This window comes from Erythrobacter donghaensis, assembly GCF_002155425.1.
GTDB classification, from domain to species: domain Bacteria; phylum Pseudomonadota; class Alphaproteobacteria; order Sphingomonadales; family Sphingomonadaceae; genus Erythrobacter; species Erythrobacter donghaensis.
Genome location: NZ_MUYG01000010.1, coordinates 41,145 through 64,690 on the forward strand (window position 1 = coordinate 41,145; position 23,546 = coordinate 64,690).

Below are 23,546 nucleotides of genomic sequence, written 5' to 3' on the forward strand. Positions count from 1 at the left end.
GCCATGGCAGGGCGCATTGTCATTGCCGACGACCACCCGCTGTTCCGCAGCGCGCTCGCCCATGCGGTGGGGCGGGTGTGGCCCGAGGCTGCGATTATCGAGGCCAGCTCCGCCGCCGAGGCGCGCGCCGCACTGGCAGAGGGCGAGGCGGAGACGCTGCTGCTCGACCTGCACATGGCGGATTCCTCCGGCCTCCCCGTGCTGATGGACCTGCGGCAGGATTACCCGGCGCTGCCGATCGTGATCGTCTCGGCTTCCGAGGAGCCGCGCGTTGCGGCGGCAGCGGCGCAGCTGGGGGCGGCAGGCTTCATCCCCAAATCGGCGAGCCTCGAGGCGATACGCGAAGGGCTCGCCGCAGTGCGCGATGGCGATGCGTGGTTCCCGGAGAGCGGCGCAGGCGCGGACGACGATCTTGCCCGCATCGCCAGTCTCACCCCGGCCCAGCGGCGCATTCTGGGCGGGATAAGGCAAGGCCTGCTCAACAAGCAGATCGCCTATGAACTGTCGATCAGCGAGGCGACGGTGAAGGCGCATATCACCGCGATCCTGCGCAAGCTCGGGGTGGGCAGCCGGACGCAGGCGGTGCTGGTCGCCGCCAAGCTGGAGGTCGATCAGCCGGTGGCGGATTCTACTAGAGCCTGAGGCCGGGCTGCGCGGCCCTGTGCCAGCGCGGTGGCGATCAGCGCGCGCAGGGCGGCGGGCGGAGCGGGCTTGATCAGCCGATGCGCGCTCATCCGCGCGGCGGCGGCTTCGGTTTCCTCGGAGCTTTCGGCGGTCAGCAGGATCACCGGCGGGCGCGCGCCCCAACCCTCGCACAGCGCCGCAAAAGCCGCGTCGCCGCGCGCGTCTCCGTCGAGGCGGTAGTCCATGATCGCGATGTCGGGCACGTCCGGCATGGCGGCGCGCGCTTCGGCAAGGCTGGCGGCGCAGGTGACCGTGAGGCCCCACTTGCCCAGCAGCGCGGCGGTCGCGGCGAGCACGGCGGGATCGTTGTCGATCACCAGCACGGAAGCTGCGCCCAACCCGCTGGCCGCGCGCGGCGGGACAGGTGCGGCAACAGGAGCCGCGGCGCGGCGCAGCACAGGCAGGGCGAGCGCAAAGCGGCTGCCGCGATCAATCGTCGAGGTGGTCTCAATCTCCACCCCCAGCAGCCGCGCCGCGCGCCGGACGATGGCGAGGCCGAGGCCCAGCCCCTCGCGGTCGGTCGAGGCGCCGCGCTCGAACTCGCCGAAGATGCGCTCGATATCCTCGGGCGCGATCCCGCGTCCGGTATCGTGGATGCAGATTACCGCTGCATCGCCGCGCCGCCGCACCCCGATCAGGATGCCGCCGCGCGCGGTGTAGCGGACCGCGTTGCTCAGGAGGTTGCGCAAGACGGCGGTGAGCAGCGCGCGGTCGGCCATCACCCAGGCATTGGTCCGCGCGCGCCGCAGCCGCAGCCCCTTGGCCTGCGCCTGCAGCACGAATTCGCGCGCCACATCCTCGAACAGCTGATCAAGCGCGATCGGTTCGGGCACGGGCACCACCCCGCCGCTGTCGAGCTTGGAAATCTCCAGCAGCACCCGGATCAGGCGATCCGCCGCGACAATCGAGCCGTCGAGATCGGTCACCAGCCGCTTCAGCGTCGCTTGCCCGCTGACCTCCTCGCCCAGCGCTGAGGCGAACAGGCGCGCGGCGTTCAGGGGCTGGATCAGATCGTGGCTCGCGGCGGCGAGGAAGCGGGTCTTGGAGCGGGTCGCTTCGGCCAGCAAGGCGTTGGCTGCGCTGAGCTGGCGGGTGCGCTCGGCGACCTTCTCTTCCAGCGCCTGTTCGGCCCGGCGATCAGCGGTGATGTCGGTGTAGGAGGTGGTGTAACCACCCCCCGGTGTGGGCGCGCCGACGATCCTGAGCACGCGGCCATCGTGCTGCACCCGCTCGATCCGGTGCTCGGTCCCGGCGCGCATATAGCCGAGGCGGCGCTCGACCTGCTCGGCGATGTCGGTCTCGGGCAGCTGGCTGCGTTCGAGGTTGAAGCGGATCAGATCGGCAATCGGCGTGCCGACCTGCACCAGCCGGTCGGGCAGGTCGAAGATCTGCTGATAGCGGCTGTTCCACGCCACCAGCCGCATCTCGCCATCGACCAGCGCAACGCCCTGATCGATGCTCTCGATCGCGGTCTGGAGCAGGTCGGCGGAGAAGTTGAGGCGGCGCTGCGTCTCGTCGAACATGGCGACGACTTCGGGCAGCGGGATGGGGTCGCCGCCCGCCCATGAGTGCACCAGCATCCGGGCCGACGACGTGCCGATCACGCCCGAGATCATCCGCTCCGCCAGCTCCAGCACCGCCGCGCCGGCGGGATCGCCATTGCGCAGGTGCAGCGGGGCGAGCGCCGCGTCGGCCCGCTCGCGCCCGACGAACTGGCCGAGCAGCGCGCGCACGTCGCCCACGCGCTTGGCGGTGGCGCGGCGGGGCAGCTCGCCGGGCATGGGCGTGCCGACGAAGGCGGCGGCCTGCGCGGCATCGAGCAGCGAGGGTCGAATGATCGCCGAAACAAGCCAGTAGAGCGCAGCGTTGACGCCGAGGCTGAGGATCACGCCCGAAACCAGCGGATCGGGGTGAATGGCAAAGGGCGGGGCGGTGCCGCTGAGGGCAGGCCAGATCAGCAGCGCCAGCCACAGCGCAAAGCCGCTCGCCAGCCCGGCCAGCATGCCTGCGCGGTTGCCGTGCTGGCTCACCATGCCCAGCACCAGCCCCGGAGCGAATTGCGCTGCGGCGGCGAAGGCCAGCGTGCCGAGCCCGGCGAGATCAGTGATCCCGGCGAACCCGCGATAGACCGCATAGGCCGCGGCCAGCAGTGCGGCGATCGTCACCCGGCGGATCAGCAGCAGGCGCTTTGCGATGCGGCTGCGGTCGCCCCGTCCGGCGAGCGCGCGGCGCAGCAGCAGCGGGGTGACGAGGTCATTGGTGATCATGATCGACAGCGCCACGCTCGCCACCACGATCATGCCGGTCGCCGCCGATAAGCCGCCGAGGAACACCAGCACAGCGAGCGCGGTGTTGCCCGTCGCCAGCGGCAGGGCGAGCACGATGGTGTCGGGATCGGTGCCCGCCGGAAGCGCCGTCCGCGCCGCCAGCACCAGCGGCACGATCACCGCGGCCGTGGCTGCGAGATAGGCCGGGAATACCCAGCGCATCGCTCCGTCCGCGCGCTCGCCCGGCGCTTCGATGAAGGTCATGTGGAACTGGCGCGGCAGGCACAGGATCGCGGCGGCCGAGATCGCGGTCAGCACAATGAAGCGCGCGTCGACCGGATCGGGAGCGAACAGCGCAGGCGGGGTGGCGGGGGCCGGGGCTTCGCCCGTCAGCAGCAGCCACACGGCCAGTGCGCCCACTGCCAGCAGCGCGGCGAGCTTGACCAGCGCCTCGGCGGCGATGCTCAGCACAAGGCCCGCGTTCTCGCCCGCCCGGTCGGCGCGGCGCGATCCGAACAGGATGGCGAACAGCCCCATCAAGGCGGCGACGATCAGCACCAGCTCGTCGGTCGCCAGCTGCGCGCGCAGATCGGGCGCCATCAGCAGCAGCGTGGTGCCGACCGCATCGAGCTGCAGCGCCATGTAGGGCAGCGTGCCGAGACTGGCGATCACCGTCACCAGCGCGGCTATGCTCGCGCTCTTGCCGTAGCGGGCAGAGAGAAAGTCCGCGATCGAGGTCGAATGCTGCGCCTTGGCCTGCGCCAGAATCCGCCGCACGAGGCCAAAGCCCAGCGTGAAGACCAGGATCGGCCCGAGATAGATCGGCAGGTAATCCATCCCTGCCGTGACCGCCGTTCCGACTCCGCCGAAGAACGTCCAGCTGGTGCAATAGACCGCTAGGCTGAGGCCGTAGATCGTGCCCGCGTGCCGCCTCAGCCAGCCCGAGCCGCTCTCAGGCCGCGCGTCGCGCCAGGCGGCGAGCCAGAACAATGCACCCAGATAGATCATGGCGGCAATAAGCGCCGCGCCCAGCATCATGGCTCTGATCCCTCTCTCCCGCAGCCCAAGCTACTGCAAGCGGGGCACAAAGCAAAGGGGCGGCCACCTTGCGGACACCGCCCCTCCTGCGACCCGTCAGGCGGGGGTATCAGTCATCGATATTGCGGCGGAAGGTTTCGGGCAGGAACAGCAGCCCGATCACCACGGTGGCCGCGCAGATCGCCACCGGATACCACAACCCGAAGTAGATATTGCCCGTCGCTGCCACCATCGCGAAGGCCGTGGTCGGCAGGAAGCCGCCGAACCAGCCATTGCCGATGTGATAGGGCAGGCTCATCGCGGTGTAGCGGATGCGCGTGGGGAACAACTCCACCAGCAGCGCGGCAATGGGCCCGTAGACCATCGTCACCAGCAGCACCAGGTAGGTGAGAATGGCGATCACCACCGGGGTATTGATCGCATCGGGGTCGGCCTTGGCCGGGTAACCCGCCGCCGCCAGCGCGGCCTTCACCTCGTCCTGATAGCCAGCGATGGCGGCCTTGCGCTCGTCACCCGAAAGCTTGGCCGGGTCAGGAGCGACAAAGGTCTTCGCGCCCACCGTGATCTGCGCGATCGTTCCGGCGTCCGCTTCGACCTTGGCGTAGCTGACACCGCTCTTGGCGAGGAACGATTTGGCAATATCGCAGCTCTTGGCGTCGAACTTGTTCTTGCCGATCGGGTCGAACTGCACCGAGCAATCGGCGTCGTTTACGATGACGGTGACAGGGGCCGTGGCCTGCGCCTGCGCCAGCGCCGGATTGGCCGCTGCGGTCAGAGCATGGAAGGCCGGGAAGAACGTCATCGCCGCCAGCGCGCAGCCCGAAAGGATGATCGGCTTGCGCCCCACCCGGTCGGACAGCCAGCCGAAGAAGATGAAGAACGGCGTGCCGATGGCGAGCGCGACGGCGATCAGGATATTGGTCGTCGCGCCGTCCACCATCAGGACTTTTTCGAGAAAGAACAGCGCATAGAACTGGCCGGTGTACCACACCACCGCCTGCCCCGCGACCGCGCCGAGCAGCGCGATCAGCGCGAACTTGCCGTTCTTCCAGTTGCCGAAAGCTTCCGAGATCGGTGCCTTGGAATTGGTGCCTTCCTCCTTCATCTTCTGGAAGACCGGGCTTTCCTGCAGCTGCATCCGGATCCACAGCGAAACGCCGAGCAGCACTGCCGAGATCAGGAATGGCACGCGCCAGCCCCATTCCTTGAAGGCGTCCTCGCCGATCATGGTGCGCGTCCCGATCACCACCAGCAGCGCGGCGAACAGCCCGAGCGTGGCGGTCGTCTGGATGAAGCTGGTGTAGAGCCCGCGCTTGTTGTTGGGGGCGTGTTCGGCAACATAGGTCGCCGCTCCGCCATATTCGCCGCCGAGCGCAAGGCCCTGAAGCAGCCGCAGCACCACCAGCATGATCGGAGCAGCCACCCCGATGCTGGTGTAATTCGGCAGCAGCCCGACCGTGAAGGTCGCAAAGCCCATCAGGCCCATGGTGACGAGGAAGGTGTATTTGCGCCCCACCAGATCGCCCAGCCGGCCGAACACCAGCGCGCCGAAGGGCCGCACCGCGAAGCCCGCGGCAAAGGCGGCGAGCGCGAAGATGAAGCCGGTGGTCTCGTTCACCCCCGAGAAGAACTGCGCCGAAATGATCGTCGCCAGCAGCCCGTAGAGGTAGAAATCATACCATTCGAACACCGTGCCCAGCGACGAGGCCAGGATGACGCGCTTTTCCGTCCCCGTGACCTTGTGATGCTTGGGCAGGGCGTCATCATATGTCGTCGCCATTGTCCGTCTCCCGCTTGTGCGCCCGATCCCCGGACCGGTCGCATCTGCGCCGATCGTGTCGAGGATGGCAACTTCGCGCGGAAAGGGAAGCGGCGAAAGCTAGACCTTGGTCGCAGACGGTATGGCTATTCCGCAGACGTGAAGGTGTAGCGCAGCGCCCCGGTCTCGATCACCAGCTGACGCCCGTCGAGCGTGGTAGTGTAGCGTTGGGCTTCGGAAAGGCGTGCGAGTTCGTCGCCGAAGCTCGGCTCGGGGCAGAGCATTTTCGTGCCTGCGACGGGGCCAATCGCGATGCTGCCCGCGCCATTGGCGGGCTGGCCTGCAGTCCAGGTCGAGCGGCCGCGGTTGCAATCGAGCTGAAGCTGCATCTCGCCTGCGTCCATGAAGGCGATGGTATGGCGGCTTTGCAGCGCCGGGGTGAGCGTTGTGGTGCTGCCCGAGGTGTCGATCGCGACAAGCTGCCATTCGGTACCGGTCAGCGGGTGGGTGTCGGGCACGGTCACGCAGGCTCCGAGGGCAAGGGTGGCGGCGGTGGCGGCAAACACGGTGAGACGCTTCATCATCATTCCCCAAAAGTCAGCACGGGCCAGAAATAGCCCCTTCAGATGAACAGACGCAATCCGGCCACCAAACCGGGCATGAAAAAAAGCCGCCGGAGCGCGGGGCTCCGGCGGCTTTTTTACAACCTTGCGGTGCCAATCAGGCTTCGCGGGTGCCCGACAGCGGCATCGCGCCGAAGGCCCCGGCATTGACCGAACCGGTCAGCGTGTCGCCATCGATGGTCGCTTCGCAATCGAGCGTCATCGGCATCGGCACGACCATGTTCATCTGCCACTTGATGGTGTTGCCGTCGATAGTGCCATCCTTGATGTCCATCGAACCGAGGCTGCCAACCAGCGAGCCCGAGAAGCTGTCGCCATCGGGCACGACAGTCAGGGTGCCGGTCTGGTCGCCCATCGGGCTCTTGACGGTCGTTTTGTAGGTTCCTGCAACAGACATATTCCACTCCTCCAGAGGGTGCAGGCCTCGGGCGAGGCGGCACTTCAGGTTGCGTTATTTACACCGATGTCAACGCGCTTCAATGGTTTTTGAAGGCGTGCCACCTGTCGGTGGCGCTGACCTCCCGCCCCGCCTCCCCACCCGGCCACCAATGATACCATCATGATATGGTGGCCGGGTGGGGAGGCGGGGCGGGAGGTCAGCAGGTTCGCATCAGCGAACCCGCAAAGGCTCCTTATTCCCCTTCCATCTCGCGCTGCTCGATCGGCAGGCCGAGCGGTTCGAGCTGGCTGCGGACCTTGCTGGCATCGCCGACTACGACCCACACGAACTTGTCGGTGTCGATCGCCGCGCGGGCGACCGCGTCCAGCGCTTCGGCGGTCTGGTCGCGGTAGATGCTGGCGAGGGTTTCCTGATAATTGTCCGGACGTCCGAACAGGGCATTGCCCTGAAGCGCGCCGAGCACCGCGGGCGAGGTTTCGTAGCGGCCCGGCAGCGCGCCGATTTCGCTCGCCTTGTTGCGCTCCAGCTCTTCGGCGGTGACGCCCTTCACGGTGAGGAATTCCTCGGTCTCGCGGATCATTTCCGCGAGCGAATCCCCGGTGCGGTCAGCCTGCACGCCGCCCGAAATGCCGTAGACCACGGCATTCTCGCGCGCCTGTGCACCGCCGCGCACGCCGTAGCTCCAGCCCTTGGTCTCGCGCAGGTTCATGTTGAGCCGCGCGAGGAAGTTGCCGCCCAGCGAGTTGTTGGCGCTGCCGAAGGCGATGAACTCCGGGTCGCCCGCATCGAGCGGGGTGATCTGCGCGCCGAAGATGAAGCTCTGCGGCGAGTTGGGACGGTTGACGAGGATGATCCGGTTGCCCTCGGCCGCCTGACTGGCGGTGACGCTCTTGCTGCCCTTGGGGGTTGCCGGCGCGGTCCAGTTGCCGAAGGCGGTGTCGAGCGCGCTGACGACCTCGGCCAGCGGCTTGTCCGAGATCACGAAGACCTCGCCATTGTCGGGACGGATCCAGCTGTCCTTGAAGGCGATCAGATCGTCGCGGGTGATGCTGCTGACGCTCGCGACCGTGGTGATCGTGCCATAGGGCGTGCCCGCGCCGAAAAGTTCGGGCGTGAGCGTGCGCTGGGCGATGCCCTGCGGCGACTTCATCGCGCGGCGGATGCCGGTGATGGTCTGGCTGCGCACCCGCTCAAGATCGGCCGGGTTGAAGGCCGGCTCGCGCATGATCTGGCGCAGCAGATCGAGGCTGGGCGCGAGGTTGGCCGACAGCGCGGCAAGCGTGAAGGTCGAACGGTCATCGCCGCCCCCGACCGAGACGCTGGCCCCCAGACGCTCGCTGGTTTCGGCGATGGCCTGCGCGCTGAGGTTCTTGGTGCCTTCGTCGAACAGCGCCATGGTCAGGCCTTCGAGGCCCGCCTTGCCCGCCGGATCGGCCGCGCCGCCGGCGTTGAAGCTCATCGCCACCCAGGTCGCGGGGACGGCGGTGCGCTGCACGTAGGTGACCTTCATCCCGTTGGCGAGGGTCGCGCGTTCCACATCGGGGAAGTCCAGCGCCGCGATGGTGTCGATCGGCGGCTTGGGGCGGACTTCGGAGACGGTGATCTCTTCAGCCGCCCGGTCGCGTTCGGAGGCATTGTCGCCCTCGGCCTTGACCGAGGCGGCTTCCTCGTAGGAGGCATCGCGCTCGCCCGGTTCGAGGATCACGGTCATCGCCGGACGGGTCATCCACTTGGCGAGCGCGGCCTGCACCTCGGCAGGGGTAAGCTTGGCGAGGGTTTCGAATTCGCGGGCGTAGAAGGCGGGGTCGCCGGTCAGCACTTCGCCCTCGGCCAGCGTCTGCGCCTTGCCGTTGAAGCCGCCGACCTGCTCCAGCCCGCGGATCGTGCGGGCGAGATTGCTGGTGACGGCGCGGCGCACTTCATCCTCGGTCGGGCCATTGGCGATCAGATCGGCGATCACCTCGTCCATCCGCTTTTCGAGCACGGCGATATCGACACCCGCCTTGGCGGTCGCCTCGACCTCGAGCATCCCGATGCGCTGGTAGGCGGAATTGCCCGCCGACACGCCGACCGCGAGTTGCTCGTCGCGCACCAGCACATTGTCGAGCCGGCTTGAGGCCAGCCCGCCGAGGATCGAGGCTCCGACATCGAGCGCGATGCGATCTTCGCCGGTCAGGCCCTGAACCGGCCAGTAATGCGTGACGCTGGTCGCGGCGACCTGATCCTTGAAGGTCTTGCGCACCGGCTCCTTGAGGGTGGGGACTTCAGCCTGCGCGGGCGTGTTCACGGGGCCGCGCGCGATGGCACCGAAATACTTCTCCACCAGCGGGCGGGCTTCGGCGGCGGAGATGTCGCCGGCCAGAACCAGCGTCGCGTTGTTGGGGCCGTAATTCTCGGTGAACCACGCCTTCACGTCCTCCATCGAGGCGGCGTCGAGATCGGCCATCGAGCCGATCGTCGAGTGGCGATAGGGGTGGCCTTCGGGGAACAGCGTCTTGAGCACTTCGTAATAGACGAGGCCGCCGGGCTGGTTGTCGCCCTGCCGCTTTTCGTTCTGCACCACGCCGCGCTGGTTATCGAGCTTGCCCTGCGTCACCGCGCCGAGCAGGTAGCCCATCCGGTCGCTTTCCAGCCACAGCGCGCGCTCGAGCGCGGGCTTGGGGACGGTCTGGAAGTAGTTGGTGCGGTCGAACCAGGTCGTGCCGTTGTAATCGGTCGCGCCCATTTCAGCGAGATACTGGAAGTAGTCCGCAGGCGCGTTTTCCGATCCGTTGAACATCAGGTGTTCGAACAGGTGGGCAAAGCCGGTCTGGCCCTTGGGCTCGTCCTTCGAGCCGACATTGTACCACACGGTGACATTGACCACCGGGGCCTTGCGATCCTCGTGCACCAGCACGGTGAGGCCATTGGCGAGCTCGAATTCCTCGTAGGGAATCTTCACCTGGCTGACGAGCGCTTCGAGATCGGCGGTTGCTTCCGGGGCGGCGGCGCTGTGTCCGGCATGGTTGTCGGCCAGCGCGGGGCTGAAGGGCACGGCAAGCGCAAGCGCGAGCGCCGAAAGGCTGGCGGCAGCAAAACGATGGGTCATGGACGAAGGCTCCGATGGTCAAAATCTGGCGAAAACGGGCGCGCCGGTCAGCGCGGCCCTGTGGCGGTGGTGGTGGTAACGGTCCGGCGGCTGCTGGCTTTCGCCAGCAGATCATCGCGCCAGAAGTGCACCGGCTTCAGCTTGTGATCGACGAACAGCCGCATCTGGTCGGTGTAATGCGGACTGGCGGGCCGGGTGGTGGCCGCGCCGAAGGGCTGGATCGAGCGCGAGACGACCTTTTGCCCCGGCGACCATTCGATCCACATGATGAAGCTGTCGCCATGCTTGAGGCTGAGCCGCCCGTCCTCGGCCACGTCCCAGGTGGTCGAGGCGCGCAGCGTGTCCGAGCCGCCGTCCAATGGCAGGTCGACGTCGCCCTGCCGCAGCCGCAGCAACTCGCCCATCGGCGGGTCGAGCCGCCCGAAATGGGTCATCAGGTGGTCGGCGGCGGCTTGCAGCTTCTCCGCCACGTCGGGGAAAGGCTTGTTGTTGTAATCGGCGCCCATGAAGGGGAGGATCATCAACAAGGCGATCGAGTCCGCCTTGCCCTTGCCATCGGCGTTGAAATCCCAGCCGATCAGCAAGTCGCGCGCCTCGGCGAGTTCGCCATCGGCTTGCAGCGCTTCCAGCCCGTCGAACAGCCGGTCGACATAGCCCTGCCGCTCGTAGCCGGTGTCATACTTGATCGCCTCAAGCGTCGCCCGGTCGAGCACTCTGGCCTCGCTCAGCAGCTTGTAGGCGCGCCATGAACGGTTGGTCTGCTTCAATTCGATACCCATCACCGGCGCAAACGCGGCAGGATCGAGATCGCTCCCGGCCCCTGCGGCGGTGAAGGGCGTATTGTTGGAATTGTAGAGCCACCCGCTCGCCGGGTTCACTATCCGGGGCAGGGTCTTGTAGTCGACCGCCCCCTGCCAGATCAGGTCGGAGCGGTTGCCGGGCAGCACAGAACGCCAGTCCGCCTTCACGTCTTCAGGCCGATCCGGGATCGCGGCGTTGTAGACATAGGCGATGGTGCCGGTCTGGTCGGCATAGACGAAATTGGTCGAGGGGATGGCGAGGCGCGACAATTGCGCTTCCCACTCGGCAAAGCTGGTTGCCTTGTTGATGCGGTAATAGGCATCGAGCTGCTGCAATTCCCCGATCCCGCCATAGCGGATGGCGAAGGCGCCCTTGTCGTTCTTGATCACCGGGCCGTGCACGCTGCGCAGCACTTCCTTGCGGATCGGCAGCACCACAGGGCCCATCCTGACCGGCAGCGTCACCCATTCGCTTTCGAGGTCGCGCCACTGGCCGTCGAGCCTGTAGCGGGTGCCGCTCTCGTCCAGCTCCAGCTGGTAGACATCAATCATGTCCGGTGTGTTGACCGTGTTGGTCCAGCCGAGATGCTCGTTATGGCCGAGGAAGGGGAAGGGCGATCCGGGGAAGTTCGCGCCCGCAAAGTGCCAGCCCTCGCCGCTTTCGACGACGAGTTCGTACCACGCCACGCCGCCGCGCAGAGGCTGGTGCGAATTGGAGATCAGCGTCGTGACCCCGCCGCCCTTCTGCGGCGCGACCGCAAAGGCGTTGGAGCCGAGGCTTTCCGCATCCTCGCCCAGCGGGAGGACGAGGGTGCGCGCCTGCTTCGGCGCAGGTTCCGCGCCGGGCTCGGCCCCGGGCAAAGGCGGGCGCGGGAAGCCGGGGATGTCGGGGCCGTGTTCGCGCCGCAGCGGCTCGCCCGCCGCCAGCGGCCCGATCACCGCGTCGAGCCCGAAGAAGAACGGCTGGCGCAGCGCAAAGCCCGCCGCAACGTCGATCCCGGAGACCGGGAACAGGTTGCCAAGCTTGACCTCGCCCGGATGCTCCTCGGCATATTGGTTGAGCCCGGCGGCATAGGCTTCGAACAGAGCGCGGGTATCGGCGGGGAGATTTGGATATTCGCGCTCCGCCGTGCCGCGCGCGTCGATCAGGTGGTAGACATAATCGACCTTCGCGCCGTCCTCTCCCGCAATCGCGCCATAGCGCCCGCGCGCCATCGCGACGACATCCTGCAAGGTGAAGAAATCATCCTCGGCATGAGCGATGGCGACGCCATAGGCGGTGTCGGCATCGGTCTTGCCGTAGATATGCGGCACGCCGAATTCATCGCGAATGATCTCGGCGGTATAGGTGCGGGTGGGCGGGGAGGATGCGGCGCTGGCGGCAAAGGGCTCCCACGTGGCGAGCACGAGGAAGGCCAGCACAAGCACACCCAGCAGCGCAAAAGCGCCGCGCTTCACCCAGACCATGTCGGACGTATCTCCCAAATCGCGCGAGCCTTTCTTCGCGGCAGGGGCGCACAAGGTCAAGGCTTGCGAGGCGCGCGGCCCGCCCTCTTGCGATGTGCGCGGAGCGAACCCACCTAGCTCAGTAACACACCTGCCGCATGGCTTTTTGTGGGGCGGAGACTTGTGTTGCCATTGTGCAACACTATCTGCTGGGGGGTAACCTTTGGAGGGGTTAGACGATCATGAATCTCGAAAAGTTCACCGACCGCGCAAAGGGCTTTCTGCAAGCCGCGCAGACCGTCGCGATCCGGCTCAATCACCAGCGCATCACCCCGCTGCATATCGCCAAGGCGCTGCTGGAGGATAGCGAGGGTATGGCCGCCGGGCTGCTCCAGCGCGCGGGCGGTCAGCCTGCGCTGGCCGCAACTGCGGTCGACGCGGGCCTGTCGAAGATCCCCGCCGTCACCGGCAGCGGCGCGCAGGCAACCCCCGGCCTCGACAATGATGCCGTGCGCCTGCTCGATACCGCGGAACAGCTGGCCGAGAAGGCGGGCGACTCCTATGTCACGGTCGAACGGATGCTGACCGCGCTCGCGCTGTCGCCAACCCCGGCGGGTGAGGCGATCAAGGCGGCTGGCGTCTCGCCCCAGGCGCTCAATGCTGCAATCGAAGCGCTGCGGGGCGGCAAGCGCGCCGATTCTGCAGGGGCCGAGAGCACCTACGACGCGATGAAGAAGTTCGCGCGCGATCTGACGCAGGCTGCACACGACGGCAAGCTCGATCCGGTGATCGGCCGCGACGAGGAGATCCGCCGCACGATCCAGATCCTCGCCCGGCGCACCAAGAACAACCCCGCGCTGATCGGCGAGCCCGGCACCGGCAAGACCGCGATTGCCGAGGGCCTTGCGCTGCGCATCGCCAATGGCGACGTGCCCGACAGCCTCAAAGGCCGCACGCTCATGAGCCTCGACATGGGCGCGCTGATCGCGGGCGCGAAGTATCGCGGCGAGTTCGAAGAACGGCTCAAGTCCGTGCTTGACGAGGTGAAGGCCGCCGAGGGCCAGATCATCCTGTTCATCGACGAGATGCACACGCTGATCGGCGCGGGCGCGTCCGAAGGTTCGATGGATGCTTCAAACCTGTTGAAGCCCGCCCTCTCGCGCGGCGAACTCCACTGCATCGGTGCGACCACGCTCGATGAATATCAGAAGTATGTCGAGAAAGACCCCGCGCTGCAGCGGCGGTTCCAGCCGGTGTTCATCGCCGAGCCGACGGTCGAGGACACGATCTCGATCCTGCGCGGCATCAAGGACAAGTATGAACTGCACCACGGCGTGCGCATCACCGACGGTGCGATCGTCGCCGCGGCGAAGCTGTCCGACCGTTACATCCAGAACCGCTTCCTGCCCGACAAGGCGATCGACCTGATGGACGAGGCCGCCAGCCGCATCCGCATGGAGGTGGAAAGCAAGCCCGAGGAGATCGAAGCGCTCGACCGGCGTATCATCCAGCTGAAGATCGAGGAACAGGCGCTTCAGAAAGAAACCGACGCCAATTCCAAGGACCGGCTCGTCGCGCTGCGCGAGGAGCTGGCGAACCTCGAACAGCAATCGGCCGAACTCACCACCCGCTGGCAGAACGAGCGCGACAAGATCGAGGCCGAGGGCAAGCTCAAGGAGCAGCTCGATGCCGCGCGGCTGGAGCTCGAACAGGCCCAGCGCGAAGGCGATCTGGCGAAAGCGGGGGAGCTCTCATACGGGCGCATCCCGCAGCTCGAAAAGCAGCTCGCCGAAGCGCAAGGTCAGGCCGCCAACGCCATGCTGCGCGAGGAGGTGACCGAAGAGGACATCGCCGGCGTCGTCAGCCGCTGGACGGGTGTGCCGGTCGACAAGATGATGGCGGGCGAGCGCGAAAAGCTGCTGGCGATGGAAGATATCCTCGGCAAGCGGGTGATCGGCCAGAGCCAAGCGATCGAGGCCGTGTCCAAGGCGGTCCGCCGTGCGCGGGCCGGCTTGCAAGACCCCGGCCGTCCGCTCGGCAGCTTCCTCTTCCTCGGCCCCACCGGCGTCGGCAAGACCGAGTTGACCAAGGCGCTCGCCGGGTTCCTGTTCGATGATGACTCTGCGATGGTGCGCATCGACATGAGCGAGTTCATGGAGAAGCACGCCGTCGCCCGCCTGATCGGCGCGCCTCCGGGCTATGTCGGATATGAAGAAGGCGGGGTGCTGACCGAAGCCGTGCGCCGCCGCCCCTATCAGGTGGTGCTGTTCGACGAGGTCGAGAAGGCACACTCGGACGTCTTCAACGTGCTGCTGCAAGTGCTCGACGACGGGCGACTGACCGACGGGCAGGGCCGGGTGGTGGACTTTGCCAACACGTTGATCATCCTCACCAGCAACCTCGGCAGCCAGTATCTCGCCAATCTGCCCGACGGGGCCGATGTCGCCTGCGTCGAGAAGGACGTGATGGACGTGGTGCGCGGGCATTTCCGGCCCGAATTCCTCAACCGGCTGGACGAGATCATCCTGTTCCACCGCCTCGCGCAGGAACACATGGCGCCGATTGTTGAGATTCAGGTGGGCCGGGTGCAGAAGCTGCTGGCGGATCGCAAGATCACGCTCGACCTCACCGATGCGGCGCTGCGCTGGCTCGGGCGGGTGGGCTATGATCCGGTCTATGGTGCGCGTCCGCTCAAGCGGGCGGTGCAGCGCTATGTGCAGGATCCGCTCGCCGAGATGCTGCTCGAGGGCAAATTGCCCGATGGCAGCACGCTGGTGATCGACGAGGGCGACGGGCAGTTGGCGATGACGATTCGCGAATAAACGGGCGCGAGAGGCGCTTCCGCAGCTGCGCAAGATTGTAAGCTTGCGTCGTTCAATCCGATAAGCAGGGCGGTTTGTTGCGTGCAGACCGCCCTATCTTTTAACATTCGCAAAGCCACAAACTAACAATGTTGCGGCTGACCCCCCGTAACGCCCCTGAATGTGGGATTAACGCAACACCCCCCGGAAAAGTGCGGGGTTGCGACAGGGCGCTTTGACATCAAACCTTCGCCATTGCACAAAACAGTCACTGCGGGGACTGACTTGGACAACCATTGAAGCGCTGGCCTTCCACATGGGGCAATTATGTGGCGGGCGGTGGTGGTTGTCTGGCGTTCTCCGGTTTGGGCAACTGGAGTGACCATGAAGAAATTTCACAACACCTCGATGAAGGCTCTGGCCTACTCGGCTTCGGCCATCGCTTTCGTGATCGCCGGGCCGGTCATGGCGCAGGATGCGGATGACCAGCCGGACGATGAAGAAGAGGAGCAGGTCGACGTTTCGACTGACGCTCAGGGTTCGACCCGGTCGGGCAGCATCACCGTCACCGGTTCGCGCATCGTGCGCGACACCTATTCGTCGATTTCGCCGCTGCAGGTGCTCACCACCGAGAACCAGCAGGCTGTCGGCGCCTTCGACCCTTCGCAGATCCTCCAGCGCTCGGAAGCTGCTGCCGGTCAGCAGATCGACGCGACCTTCCAGGGCTTCGTGCTCGACAACGGCCCGGGTTCGCAGACGCTGAACCTGCGTGGCCTCGGGGCCGACCGTAACCTGCTGCTAGTCAACGGCCGCCGCCTCTCGCCCGCGGGCGTGGAAGGTGCGCCGTCGAACCCGTCGCTGAACCTGATCCCGGCCTCGCTGGTCGATCGCTACGACTTCCTGCTCGACGGTGCGTCGTCGGTCTACGGTTCGGACGCGGTTGCGGGCGTGGTCAACGTGATTCTGCGCAAGGACTTTGACGGTCTCGAAGTGCAGATGAACGGCAACCTCAACGAATATGGCGACGGCAACGATTTCACCGTCAGCGCTGCCTGGGGTTTCAACACCGACCGCGCCGTTTTCGGGATCGGGGCCGAATGGCGCCGGGTGGACGAGATCCGGCTCGACAGCCGTCCGTTCCTCGCGGGCTGTGACCGCCACATCGAAATCGACCAGAACGGTAACATCCTCACGCTCGACGTGCTGTCGAATGCGAACGTGCGCAACCGCAGCAACGGGACCATTGGCCTGCCGATTCAGGAGTGCAAGCCGCAGGCTGTCGGTGGTCGCATCCAGCTTTCGGGCGCTCCCGGCACCCGCTTCGGTGACGTGTTCTTCGATCCGGCCTCCTATGGCCGGACCCGCAACGGTCAGCCGATCACCGGCAACACCGGCGTTCCCGGCTTCTCGGACAACTTCAACGCGTTCAACGTGCCGATCGACGCCAATGGCGACGGCATCAATGACATCTTCCTCGTGGACTATGGTCAGGTCGACACGACCCAGACCTTCATTCCGCAGCAGGATTCCTACAACGTCTTCGCCTATGGTGAGTACACCATGCCGGGCGCAGCGAACATCACGCCCTATTTCGAAGCCGGCTACAGCCGCTTTGAAACCGCCACGCGGAACGGCCGTACCCCGCAGTTCTTCCCGTGGGTGCCGGCCGAAAATGCCTTCAACCCCTGTAACCAGGCGGCCGGCGGTGTTGACTGCCGTGCGCTCGACAACAACTTCCAGCAGATCCTGCCCGGCCAGCCCAATGCAGGGCGCGCAGGTCCGCTGGCTTCGGTGACTTCGCTCGCGGTTCGTCCGATTCCCTTCGTTCGCGGCGACCGCAACAACGTGGAAGTCGAGCAGGAGCAGTATCGTGGCGTGCTCGGCGTCCGCGGCGACCTGCCCTTCATCGGTTCGAGCTGGACTTTCGACGTCTCGGGTGTCTACTCGCGCTCGATCGGTAAGACCGTCCGTCGCGGTATTCGTGAGGACAAGCTCGCGCTTTCGCTCGGTATCGACCCGACGGCGGACTTCAACCCGACCGGCAGCCCGCCCAACACCTTCGACAATGATGGCGACGGCATCGCCGACGACTACATCAGCCTCCAGGTGAGCCCGATGCTGCTGGCGACCACCGGTGTTGCCGCTGGCACGCCGTGCAACGGGGCCGGTCTGCGCAACCCGACCTTCGCGGCACCTGACCTGCTGGCGGGCTGTGTCCCGGTGAACCTGTTCGCACCGTCGCTCTACGGGACGCCGGGGGCCGGGGGCACCGCCATCGGCGATTTCGCCTCCCAGGCGGAGCGTGATTACCTGTTCGGTGAGCGCAGCTTCAACACCGTCTACGAACAGAAGATCATCTCGGGCTACATCACCGGTGACCTGTTCGAACTGCCGGCTGGTCCGGTGGGCGTGGTGCTCGGTGGCGAATGGCGCGAAGACTCGATCGACTCGCAGCCGAACTTCGTGGCATCGAACGGCCTGTTCTGGGGCTTCTTCGCTGACGGCGGCGCGACCGGTTCCAAGTGGATCCGCGAACTCTACGGCGAAATCGATCTGCCGCTGTTGGCCGGTGAAACGCTGGTGGAAGAGCTGACGGTCAAGGCTGCGGGTCGTCTCACTGACGAGCAGTTCTACGGCACCAACGGCACCTTCTCGCTCGGCATGGGCTGGCGTCCGGTGGCTCCGCTGCTGATCAAGTTCAGCTACGGTACCTCGTTCCGTGCGCCGAACCTGCGTGAGAACTTCTTGAAGAGCCAGTCGGGCTTCGGGAACATCTTCGACCCCTGCGCGGTGCCCTCGGTAGCGTTCAGTGTGAACGGCTACAGCGCCGCAGACGACACCCGTGACCCGCAGATCCTCGAAAACTGCCGCCGTGAGGGTCGTGACCCGACCCGCGTCGGCACCGATCCGCTGCTCGGCAACTCGTTGCAGGCGAGCAGCGTGCAGGTCTTCAGCGGTGGTTCGCTCGACATCGATCCGGAAACCTCGCGCTCGATCACGACCGGCTTCGCGTTCGAAGAAGATTGGGCAAGCGGCTTCGAGTTTGCCTTCAACTTCAACTACTTCGACATCAAGTTGAAGGACTCGATCGTTGAGGCCGGCGGTGGCTTCATCGTGGACGACTGCTTCAGCCGTCTCGACGGTGGTCGCAGCCCGTTCTGCGATCGTATCACTGCCAGCGATCAGCAATCCGCGCGTTTCCTGATCAGCCAGGTGCAGGCGGCTTTCATCAACCTCGACGAAGAGTCGGTGCGTGGTATCGATATCAACACCACCTTCAGCTATCCGGTGATGATCGGTCAGGAAGAATTCGACCTGACGCTGAACCTAACTGCGAACCACCTGATCGAGCGGTCGACCACCACGCGCGATGCCAATGGCAACCGTCTGACCGACAACTTTGCGGGTCGGTTCTTCTTCCCGAGCTGGATTGGTCGTGCGACCTTCAACATCCGTTACAGCGACTTCCTGTTCACCTGGCAGACCCGCTATATCGGTGACGTGTCGCAGGATCCGGCTGGTGTCGACCCGTTCTCGGATGCTTTCGGTTTCGGTCCTGACGGGGTCGCGACTGGCTTTGTCTCCGACACCTGCCTCGGCAGCGGTTCGCGCAACCCGGCGGGCACGGCCAATGCCGGTCAGCTGAACGGTATCGTGCCGGGCGACAATGTGTTCTGCGCCGACGTTGGTTTTGCCAAGGAATACTTCGAACACACCGCCTCGATCCGCTGGGACAACGGCGACTTCCGCATCATCGCGGGCGTCAACAACATCTTCAATGTCACCCCGCCGCGGGTCGACAGCTCGGAAGTGCTGGCGATCGGCAACACCCCGCTGGGTGGCGGTTACAACCTTGATGGCCGCGAATACTTCGCTCAGCTGCTCTATCGCTTCTGATCGAAAATGGCCTGATTGACTGAACAATGCGGCCTCCCGGCACCTGCCGAGAGGCCGCATTTTCGTAAGTGGGCGGGGCTCTGGCCCCCTAGCCGCACCGGCTCCCGCCCAGTTTCTGCAATGACCTCGGGACAGGTACAGATCATGAAACTTCTCAAGACCTCGCTCGCCGCCGCACTGATCGGTATTTCCTCGCTCGGCCTCGTCACCGCCGGCCCCGCGCCCAGTCAGGCGCAAGGCACCGTGCCGGTCGATGTCTGGGCGCTGCGCGATGTCGTGAACGCGGTGCAGATTTCGCCCGATGGCAAGCACCTGCTGGTGCACAAGGTCGAAAGCAAGGACGGCGAATACCTCCTCGAAATCTACGAGACGAGCGATCTGTCAAAGCCACTGCGGCGGCTCAACGCCGATCCGATGGAGATCACCGCGGCCCAGTGGGTCAGCAACGACGTGATTTTCGGCTCAGCCTGGCAGGTCAACCGCAAGACCGTGAAGGGTCCCGAGGAAGACGTGCGCGATTACCGCACCTATGCCTACAAGCTGTCGACCAACAAGTTCACCTCGATCGATGGCAATTTCGGCATCGTCAACCTACTGCCCGACGAGCCTGACCACGTGCTCGTGTCGACCGGCACGACGATTCCCGATGCGACCGGAGTCGATCCCTATGCTTCGATCCGCCCGCGCTCCTATTATCGCTTCAACCTCAACACCGGCGCGCGCGAGCTGGTGCTGCGCGGTGGGGGCAAGATCCCCTTCGTGTCCACCTGGGACAACAAGGGCAACCCGCGCTTCACGCAGGTGCAGGACACCCAGGCCGGCAAGGTGATTTCCTATTACCGCAAGCCGGGTGACGGCGACTGGACCAAGCTGATGGAGCTCGATCTCAACGATCCGGCCAACCTCTACCGGGTGCTGGGCGGGATCCACGGTATCGCCGGCTTCGATCCCGATAACCCCAACCTCGGCTACATGATCGACAACCCTAATGGCGAGGACAAGGCCGGGCTCTACGAGTTCGACTTCGCGACCGGCCAGATCGGCAAGAAGCTGTTTCAGGACACTGACGCCGATGTCATGGGCATCCAGCTCCACTCGATCCCCGGCAACGACAAGCTTGTCGCGGCCCGCTATCCCGGCGCGCGGATGGAGCGGCACTGGTTCGACGAGGAGGAAAAGGCGCTGCACGAAGCGCTGGAGCAGCAGATCCCCTATTCGCACCAGCTGACGATCTCGAGCCGTTCGCTCGACGGCAAGTCGATGGTGGTGACGAATCGCGGGCCGCATGATCCGGGCTCGTTCTGGCTGGTCAAGGACGGCAAACTGGCCAAGCTCGGCAGCCGCAACCCGCTGGTCAATCCCGAACAGCTCGCCGATGTGAAATACATCCGCTACCCCGCGCGTGACGGGCTGATGATCCCGGCGTGGGTGACGGTGCCCAAGGGCAAGCCGCCGTTCCCGCTGATCGTCCAGCACAATGGCGGCCCACACGTCAACGGCATGGTCGGCTACGACGAATGGGGCCAGATGCTCGCCAATGCGGGCTACATGGTGCTGCACCCGGACAACCGCATCTCGGTCGGCTGGGGCCAGAAGCATTTCGACGCCGGCTATGGCGAGCATGGCGGCAAGATGCAGGACGACAAGGATGACGGGGTCAAATACCTTGTCGAGCAAGGTCTGGTCGATCCCGAGCGGGTGGCCTTCTTCGGCTGGTCGTACGGTGGCTATGCCGCATTGGTCTCGCTGAGCCGGGACGAGCAGCTGTACCAATGCGCCGTTGCCGGCGCGGCGGTGGCTGATCCCGAAAAGCAGTACATGGGCCGCCGCAGCCCCGACCTCAAGGCGCTGGACGAATGGTCCAAGCGGCGCGGGATGATCGGGGTGAACCCGATGAATGAAGTCAGCAAGGTCAACATTCCGCTGCTGATGATCCACGGCAACGTCGATCGCCGCGTGATGTATTACCACCTGAAGGACTATCAGAAGGCCTTCCAGGCGGCGGGCAAGACCGGCGAGTTCATCACGCTGGAAGGGGCTGATCACTTCTACAACACGCTGATGTACAACCACCAGCAGCAGCTCTACACCAAGATGCTCGATTACCTCGCGAATGATTGCGGCCCCGGCGGGCTCTAAGCGGCGCGACAAGGACCAAACACAAAGGGCGCGGCCAGCGATGGCCGCGCCCTTTTGCTTTGGAGCCCCGCCCCTTGCTGCGCCTATTGCAAGCGGCGGCCCTTGACGCCCTTCTGCCCGTTAATCCGCAGGAAATAGCTGCTGAGCGCCCCCTTCTTGATCTCGAGCGGCTGGCCGACCTTGGGCTTCATCAGCCGCGCGGGCATCTCGTCAAGCTGCCACTGCGCTCCTTCTTCGGTGACCAGCACATATTTGCCGCTGCTGGTGCGCACGCCGGTGATCGTGGTGTTGAGCGTGGTGAATTCCTCCGCCGCTTCGGGGTCGTCCTTGTCGCTCTTGCCGCCGAAAATGCCGAAATCGGGCAGGGCAAAGCCGAACAGCTTGCGCCGCGTCTCACGCACCTCCTCGCGGTCGACCACCCGCACTTCGCCTTCGGTGCTGGCCGCCACGATCGAGGCGACGGCGGTGTCGAAACAGGCGAGCCGCTCGGCATCGTCGGTCTTGCCCTGACAGGCGCGCAGGGCGCTGACATAGGCGCTTTCGTCGGGCTTGTCCTCGGCATGGCCGGGCGCGGCGATGACGGCAGTCATCAGAGCGCAGGCGGCACCGGCGGCACGGATCATGGTCATGGCGCGTCTCTCCCTCGCAAGGCCGGTTGCAGCCTCGTCCTTCGCCTGTCTGATTACCGCCGCGCCGCCGCCAAGGCAATCGGTGCGGAGGCGATCAGAGGTCGTAACCCATCCGTGTCGCCCAGGGCGCAAGGATCGGCATCACCGGGGCGAGCTGATCGGCATAGCGCCGCCAGCGACCCTTGGCGCGGGTGTAGAGCGGCTCGGAAATCTGCGCATAGCTTGCGGTGCGCACCCGGCCGCGGCTGCGCGCCGTGTCCTCATGCGCCAGCAGGCGGTCGTCCCAGTCAAGGCCGAGCCACTGCGTCAGCGGCTGCAATTCGCCGCGCGGGCCTTCGACCAGCCTCTCGTAGCGAACCGCATGGGCAGCGATCGGCAGCAGCGCATTGGCCTGCGTCCACGCGCTGAACACCGCGTCGTAAGTGCGCGCGGCCTCTTCAAGATCGGTGAAGCTGCGCATTGCGTGGTTGAGCGTGAAGTTCGCCATGAAACAGCTCAGCACCGCGTCGGCCGGGTGTCGCTCGGCAAGGATGAAGCGCGCGTTCGGGAACAGGCGGTGGATCAGCGGCGCACGGGCCATGTTGAGCGGGTGCTTGTCGATCAGCCAGCGCTGGCCGTCCCATCCATGCGCGGCGGCGCTGGCGAAATAGGTGTCGCGCAGGCTGCGGCACTGGTCGGCGGTCAGCGCGGCCAGATCGGCCTCACCGATCTGACGCTGAATGCCGGCGATCATCGGGCGCTCTTCCAGCACCTGCACGTCTGGCAGGCCCATCAGCATGGTGTCGAGCAGGGTCGTGCCCGAACGCGGGAAGCCGACGAGAAACACCGGATCGCGCTGGGCGGGATCGGGGGTGAGCTGCGGCGTCCAGCGCGCGGCCCAGTCGGCGCTCCAGCGGGCGCAATCGGCTTCCACGCTGGCGCGGTAACTCGGCCCGGACAGGGACGGGGCTTCGGCCATGGCGGCGGCGTTCATCGCGCTGAAGGCGGCAAAGGCGCGCGGGGCATCGCCAAGCCGTTCGGCGATGTTGCCGATCAGCGCCTCGCGCCGCATCGGGTGAATGGTCGGCGGGATCGCCTCGGCATGGCGCATTGCGTCTTCGAAACGCCCTTCGCGCTGGGCGAGCCAGGCGTGGAGGAAGGCGACCTCGGGCGGGCAGGCGGCAAGATCGAGGCCCGCGAGGAAGGCGGCCAGCGCCTCGGTGCGGTTGGTCGCTTCGTAAAGCCGCCCTAGTTCGAGATGGGATTCGCCGAATTCGGGCCAGCGCTGCACCGCAGCCTCGAGCACCGCGATGGCTTCTTCGAGCTCTTCGTTATGGGCGAGCGCCATGGCAAGCTCGGTCTGCACGTCGCGGCGATCGGGTGCGATGGCGGCGACATCGCGCGCGACCTTCAAGCGCGCCACGCCGCGATCCGCCCGGCGCAGCACATCGGCGAGGTTGAGATACATCCCCGGCTCATCGGGCTGATAGGTGATGGCGTTTTCGAAGGCGTGGATCGCGCGGTCGATGTGCCCTGCGGCATCATGGATATTGCCGAGGCTGTTCCAGCTGGCAGCATCGGTCGGCTCGGCCTGAAGGACGCGCGCGAAGGCGGCGTGGGCCTGCCTGAGGTCGCCGCGCTGCTGGCGGATCCAGCCCTCGATCCGGGCGAGCGCGGGGAGCGACGCCCCTTCGGACAGCGCCAGCGCCTCATCCTCGCGCCCGGCGGCGAGCAGCGCGCGCGCGTGATCGGCGCGGATTTCGAGGTCATCGGGGCGCATCCAGGCCAGCGGCTCCAGATGGGTCAGCGCACGCGCAGGATCGCCCAGCTCCATCGCGGCGAGGCCCGCAATCGCCAGAAAGGGCGCGCCCTCTTCGGTCGGCGCGGCATGACGTTCGGCCAGCGCCAGCGCGCCAGCCGCATCCCCGGCCTGCCGCAGGCGCAGGGCCTCCGCAATTGCGGGGGCGAGCGTGTCGGTGGGGGTGGCCTGTTGCAT

General features: G+C 66.0%; 12 protein-coding genes. 4 read left to right on the top strand and 8 right to left on the bottom strand.

Annotated elements, in window-relative coordinates:
- Positions 1 to 3: 3 nt before the first annotated feature.
- Positions 4 to 642, top strand: a complete 639-nt coding sequence (locus BZF59_RS08685) for a LuxR family transcriptional regulator (protein WP_086607875.1) — start codon at positions 4 to 6, stop codon at positions 640 to 642.
- Here the strand turns inward: BZF59_RS08685 and BZF59_RS08690 are convergent.
- The 6 genes from BZF59_RS08690 to BZF59_RS08715 all read right to left on the bottom strand — a co-directional run bounded on the left by BZF59_RS08690 (position 612) and on the right by BZF59_RS08715 (position 12,126).
- A complete protein-coding gene (locus tag BZF59_RS08690; protein WP_086607876.1) occupies positions 612 to 3,989 on the bottom strand; it encodes a sensor histidine kinase in 3,378 nt (1,125 codons plus the stop codon). The two genes, BZF59_RS08685 and BZF59_RS08690, sit on opposite strands and share 31 nt — an antisense overlap.
- A gap of 109 nt (positions 3,990 to 4,098) precedes the next feature.
- Positions 4,099 to 5,769: an MFS transporter gene (locus BZF59_RS08695; RefSeq protein WP_086607877.1), complete on the bottom strand. Its 1,671-nt coding sequence runs from the start codon at positions 5,767 to 5,769 to the stop codon at positions 4,099 to 4,101.
- Between the two features lie 125 nt (positions 5,770 to 5,894).
- Entirely contained in the window at positions 5,895 to 6,329 is a 435-nt protein-coding gene (locus BZF59_RS08700; RefSeq protein ID WP_158094294.1) for an META domain-containing protein, read from the bottom strand.
- A gap of 139 nt (positions 6,330 to 6,468) precedes the next feature.
- Positions 6,469 to 6,768 (bottom strand): lipocalin/fatty acid-binding family protein, encoded by a 300-nt coding sequence (locus tag BZF59_RS08705; RefSeq protein ID WP_086607879.1) that lies wholly within the window; start codon positions 6,766 to 6,768, stop codon positions 6,469 to 6,471.
- Positions 6,769 to 7,003: 235 nt separating this feature from the next.
- Positions 7,004 to 9,859 carry a M16 family metallopeptidase gene (locus BZF59_RS08710; RefSeq protein WP_086607880.1) on the bottom strand — a complete coding sequence of 952 codons (2,856 nt, stop codon included), beginning with the start codon at positions 9,857 to 9,859 and terminating at the stop codon, positions 7,004 to 7,006.
- Between the two features lie 47 nt (positions 9,860 to 9,906).
- The gene (locus BZF59_RS08715) at positions 9,907 to 12,126 is read right to left on the bottom strand and encodes an acylase (protein ID WP_086607881.1); all 2,220 of its coding nucleotides are present in this window, start codon (positions 12,124 to 12,126) and stop codon (positions 9,907 to 9,909) included.
- A gap of 221 nt (positions 12,127 to 12,347) precedes the next feature.
- On the opposite strand from BZF59_RS08715, the gene clpB reads away from it, so the two are divergent.
- From clpB to BZF59_RS08730, 3 genes are all read left to right on the top strand, one after another.
- Positions 12,348 to 14,927 carry an ATP-dependent chaperone ClpB gene (gene clpB / locus BZF59_RS08720; RefSeq protein WP_086607882.1) on the top strand — a complete coding sequence of 860 codons (2,580 nt, stop codon included), beginning with the start codon at positions 12,348 to 12,350 and terminating at the stop codon, positions 14,925 to 14,927.
- 306 nt (positions 14,928 to 15,233) lie between these two features.
- Positions 15,234 to 18,803 (top strand): TonB-dependent receptor domain-containing protein, encoded by a 3,570-nt coding sequence (locus BZF59_RS08725; RefSeq protein ID WP_245806086.1) that lies wholly within the window; start codon positions 15,234 to 15,236, stop codon positions 18,801 to 18,803.
- 144 nt (positions 18,804 to 18,947) lie between these two features.
- Positions 18,948 to 20,942, top strand: coding sequence for an alpha/beta hydrolase family protein (locus BZF59_RS08730; RefSeq protein ID WP_086608393.1), 1,995 nt, complete (start codon positions 18,948 to 18,950; stop codon positions 20,940 to 20,942).
- A gap of 83 nt (positions 20,943 to 21,025) precedes the next feature.
- Here the strand turns inward: BZF59_RS08730 and BZF59_RS08735 are convergent, their stop codons facing one another.
- Positions 21,026 to 21,571 carry a hypothetical protein gene (locus BZF59_RS08735; RefSeq protein ID WP_086607884.1) on the bottom strand — a complete coding sequence of 182 codons (546 nt, stop codon included), beginning with the start codon at positions 21,569 to 21,571 and terminating at the stop codon, positions 21,026 to 21,028.
- Positions 21,572 to 21,665: 94 nt separating this feature from the next.
- A complete protein-coding gene (locus tag BZF59_RS08740) occupies positions 21,666 to 23,546 on the bottom strand; it encodes a tetratricopeptide repeat-containing sulfotransferase family protein (protein ID WP_086607885.1) in 1,881 nt (626 codons plus the stop codon).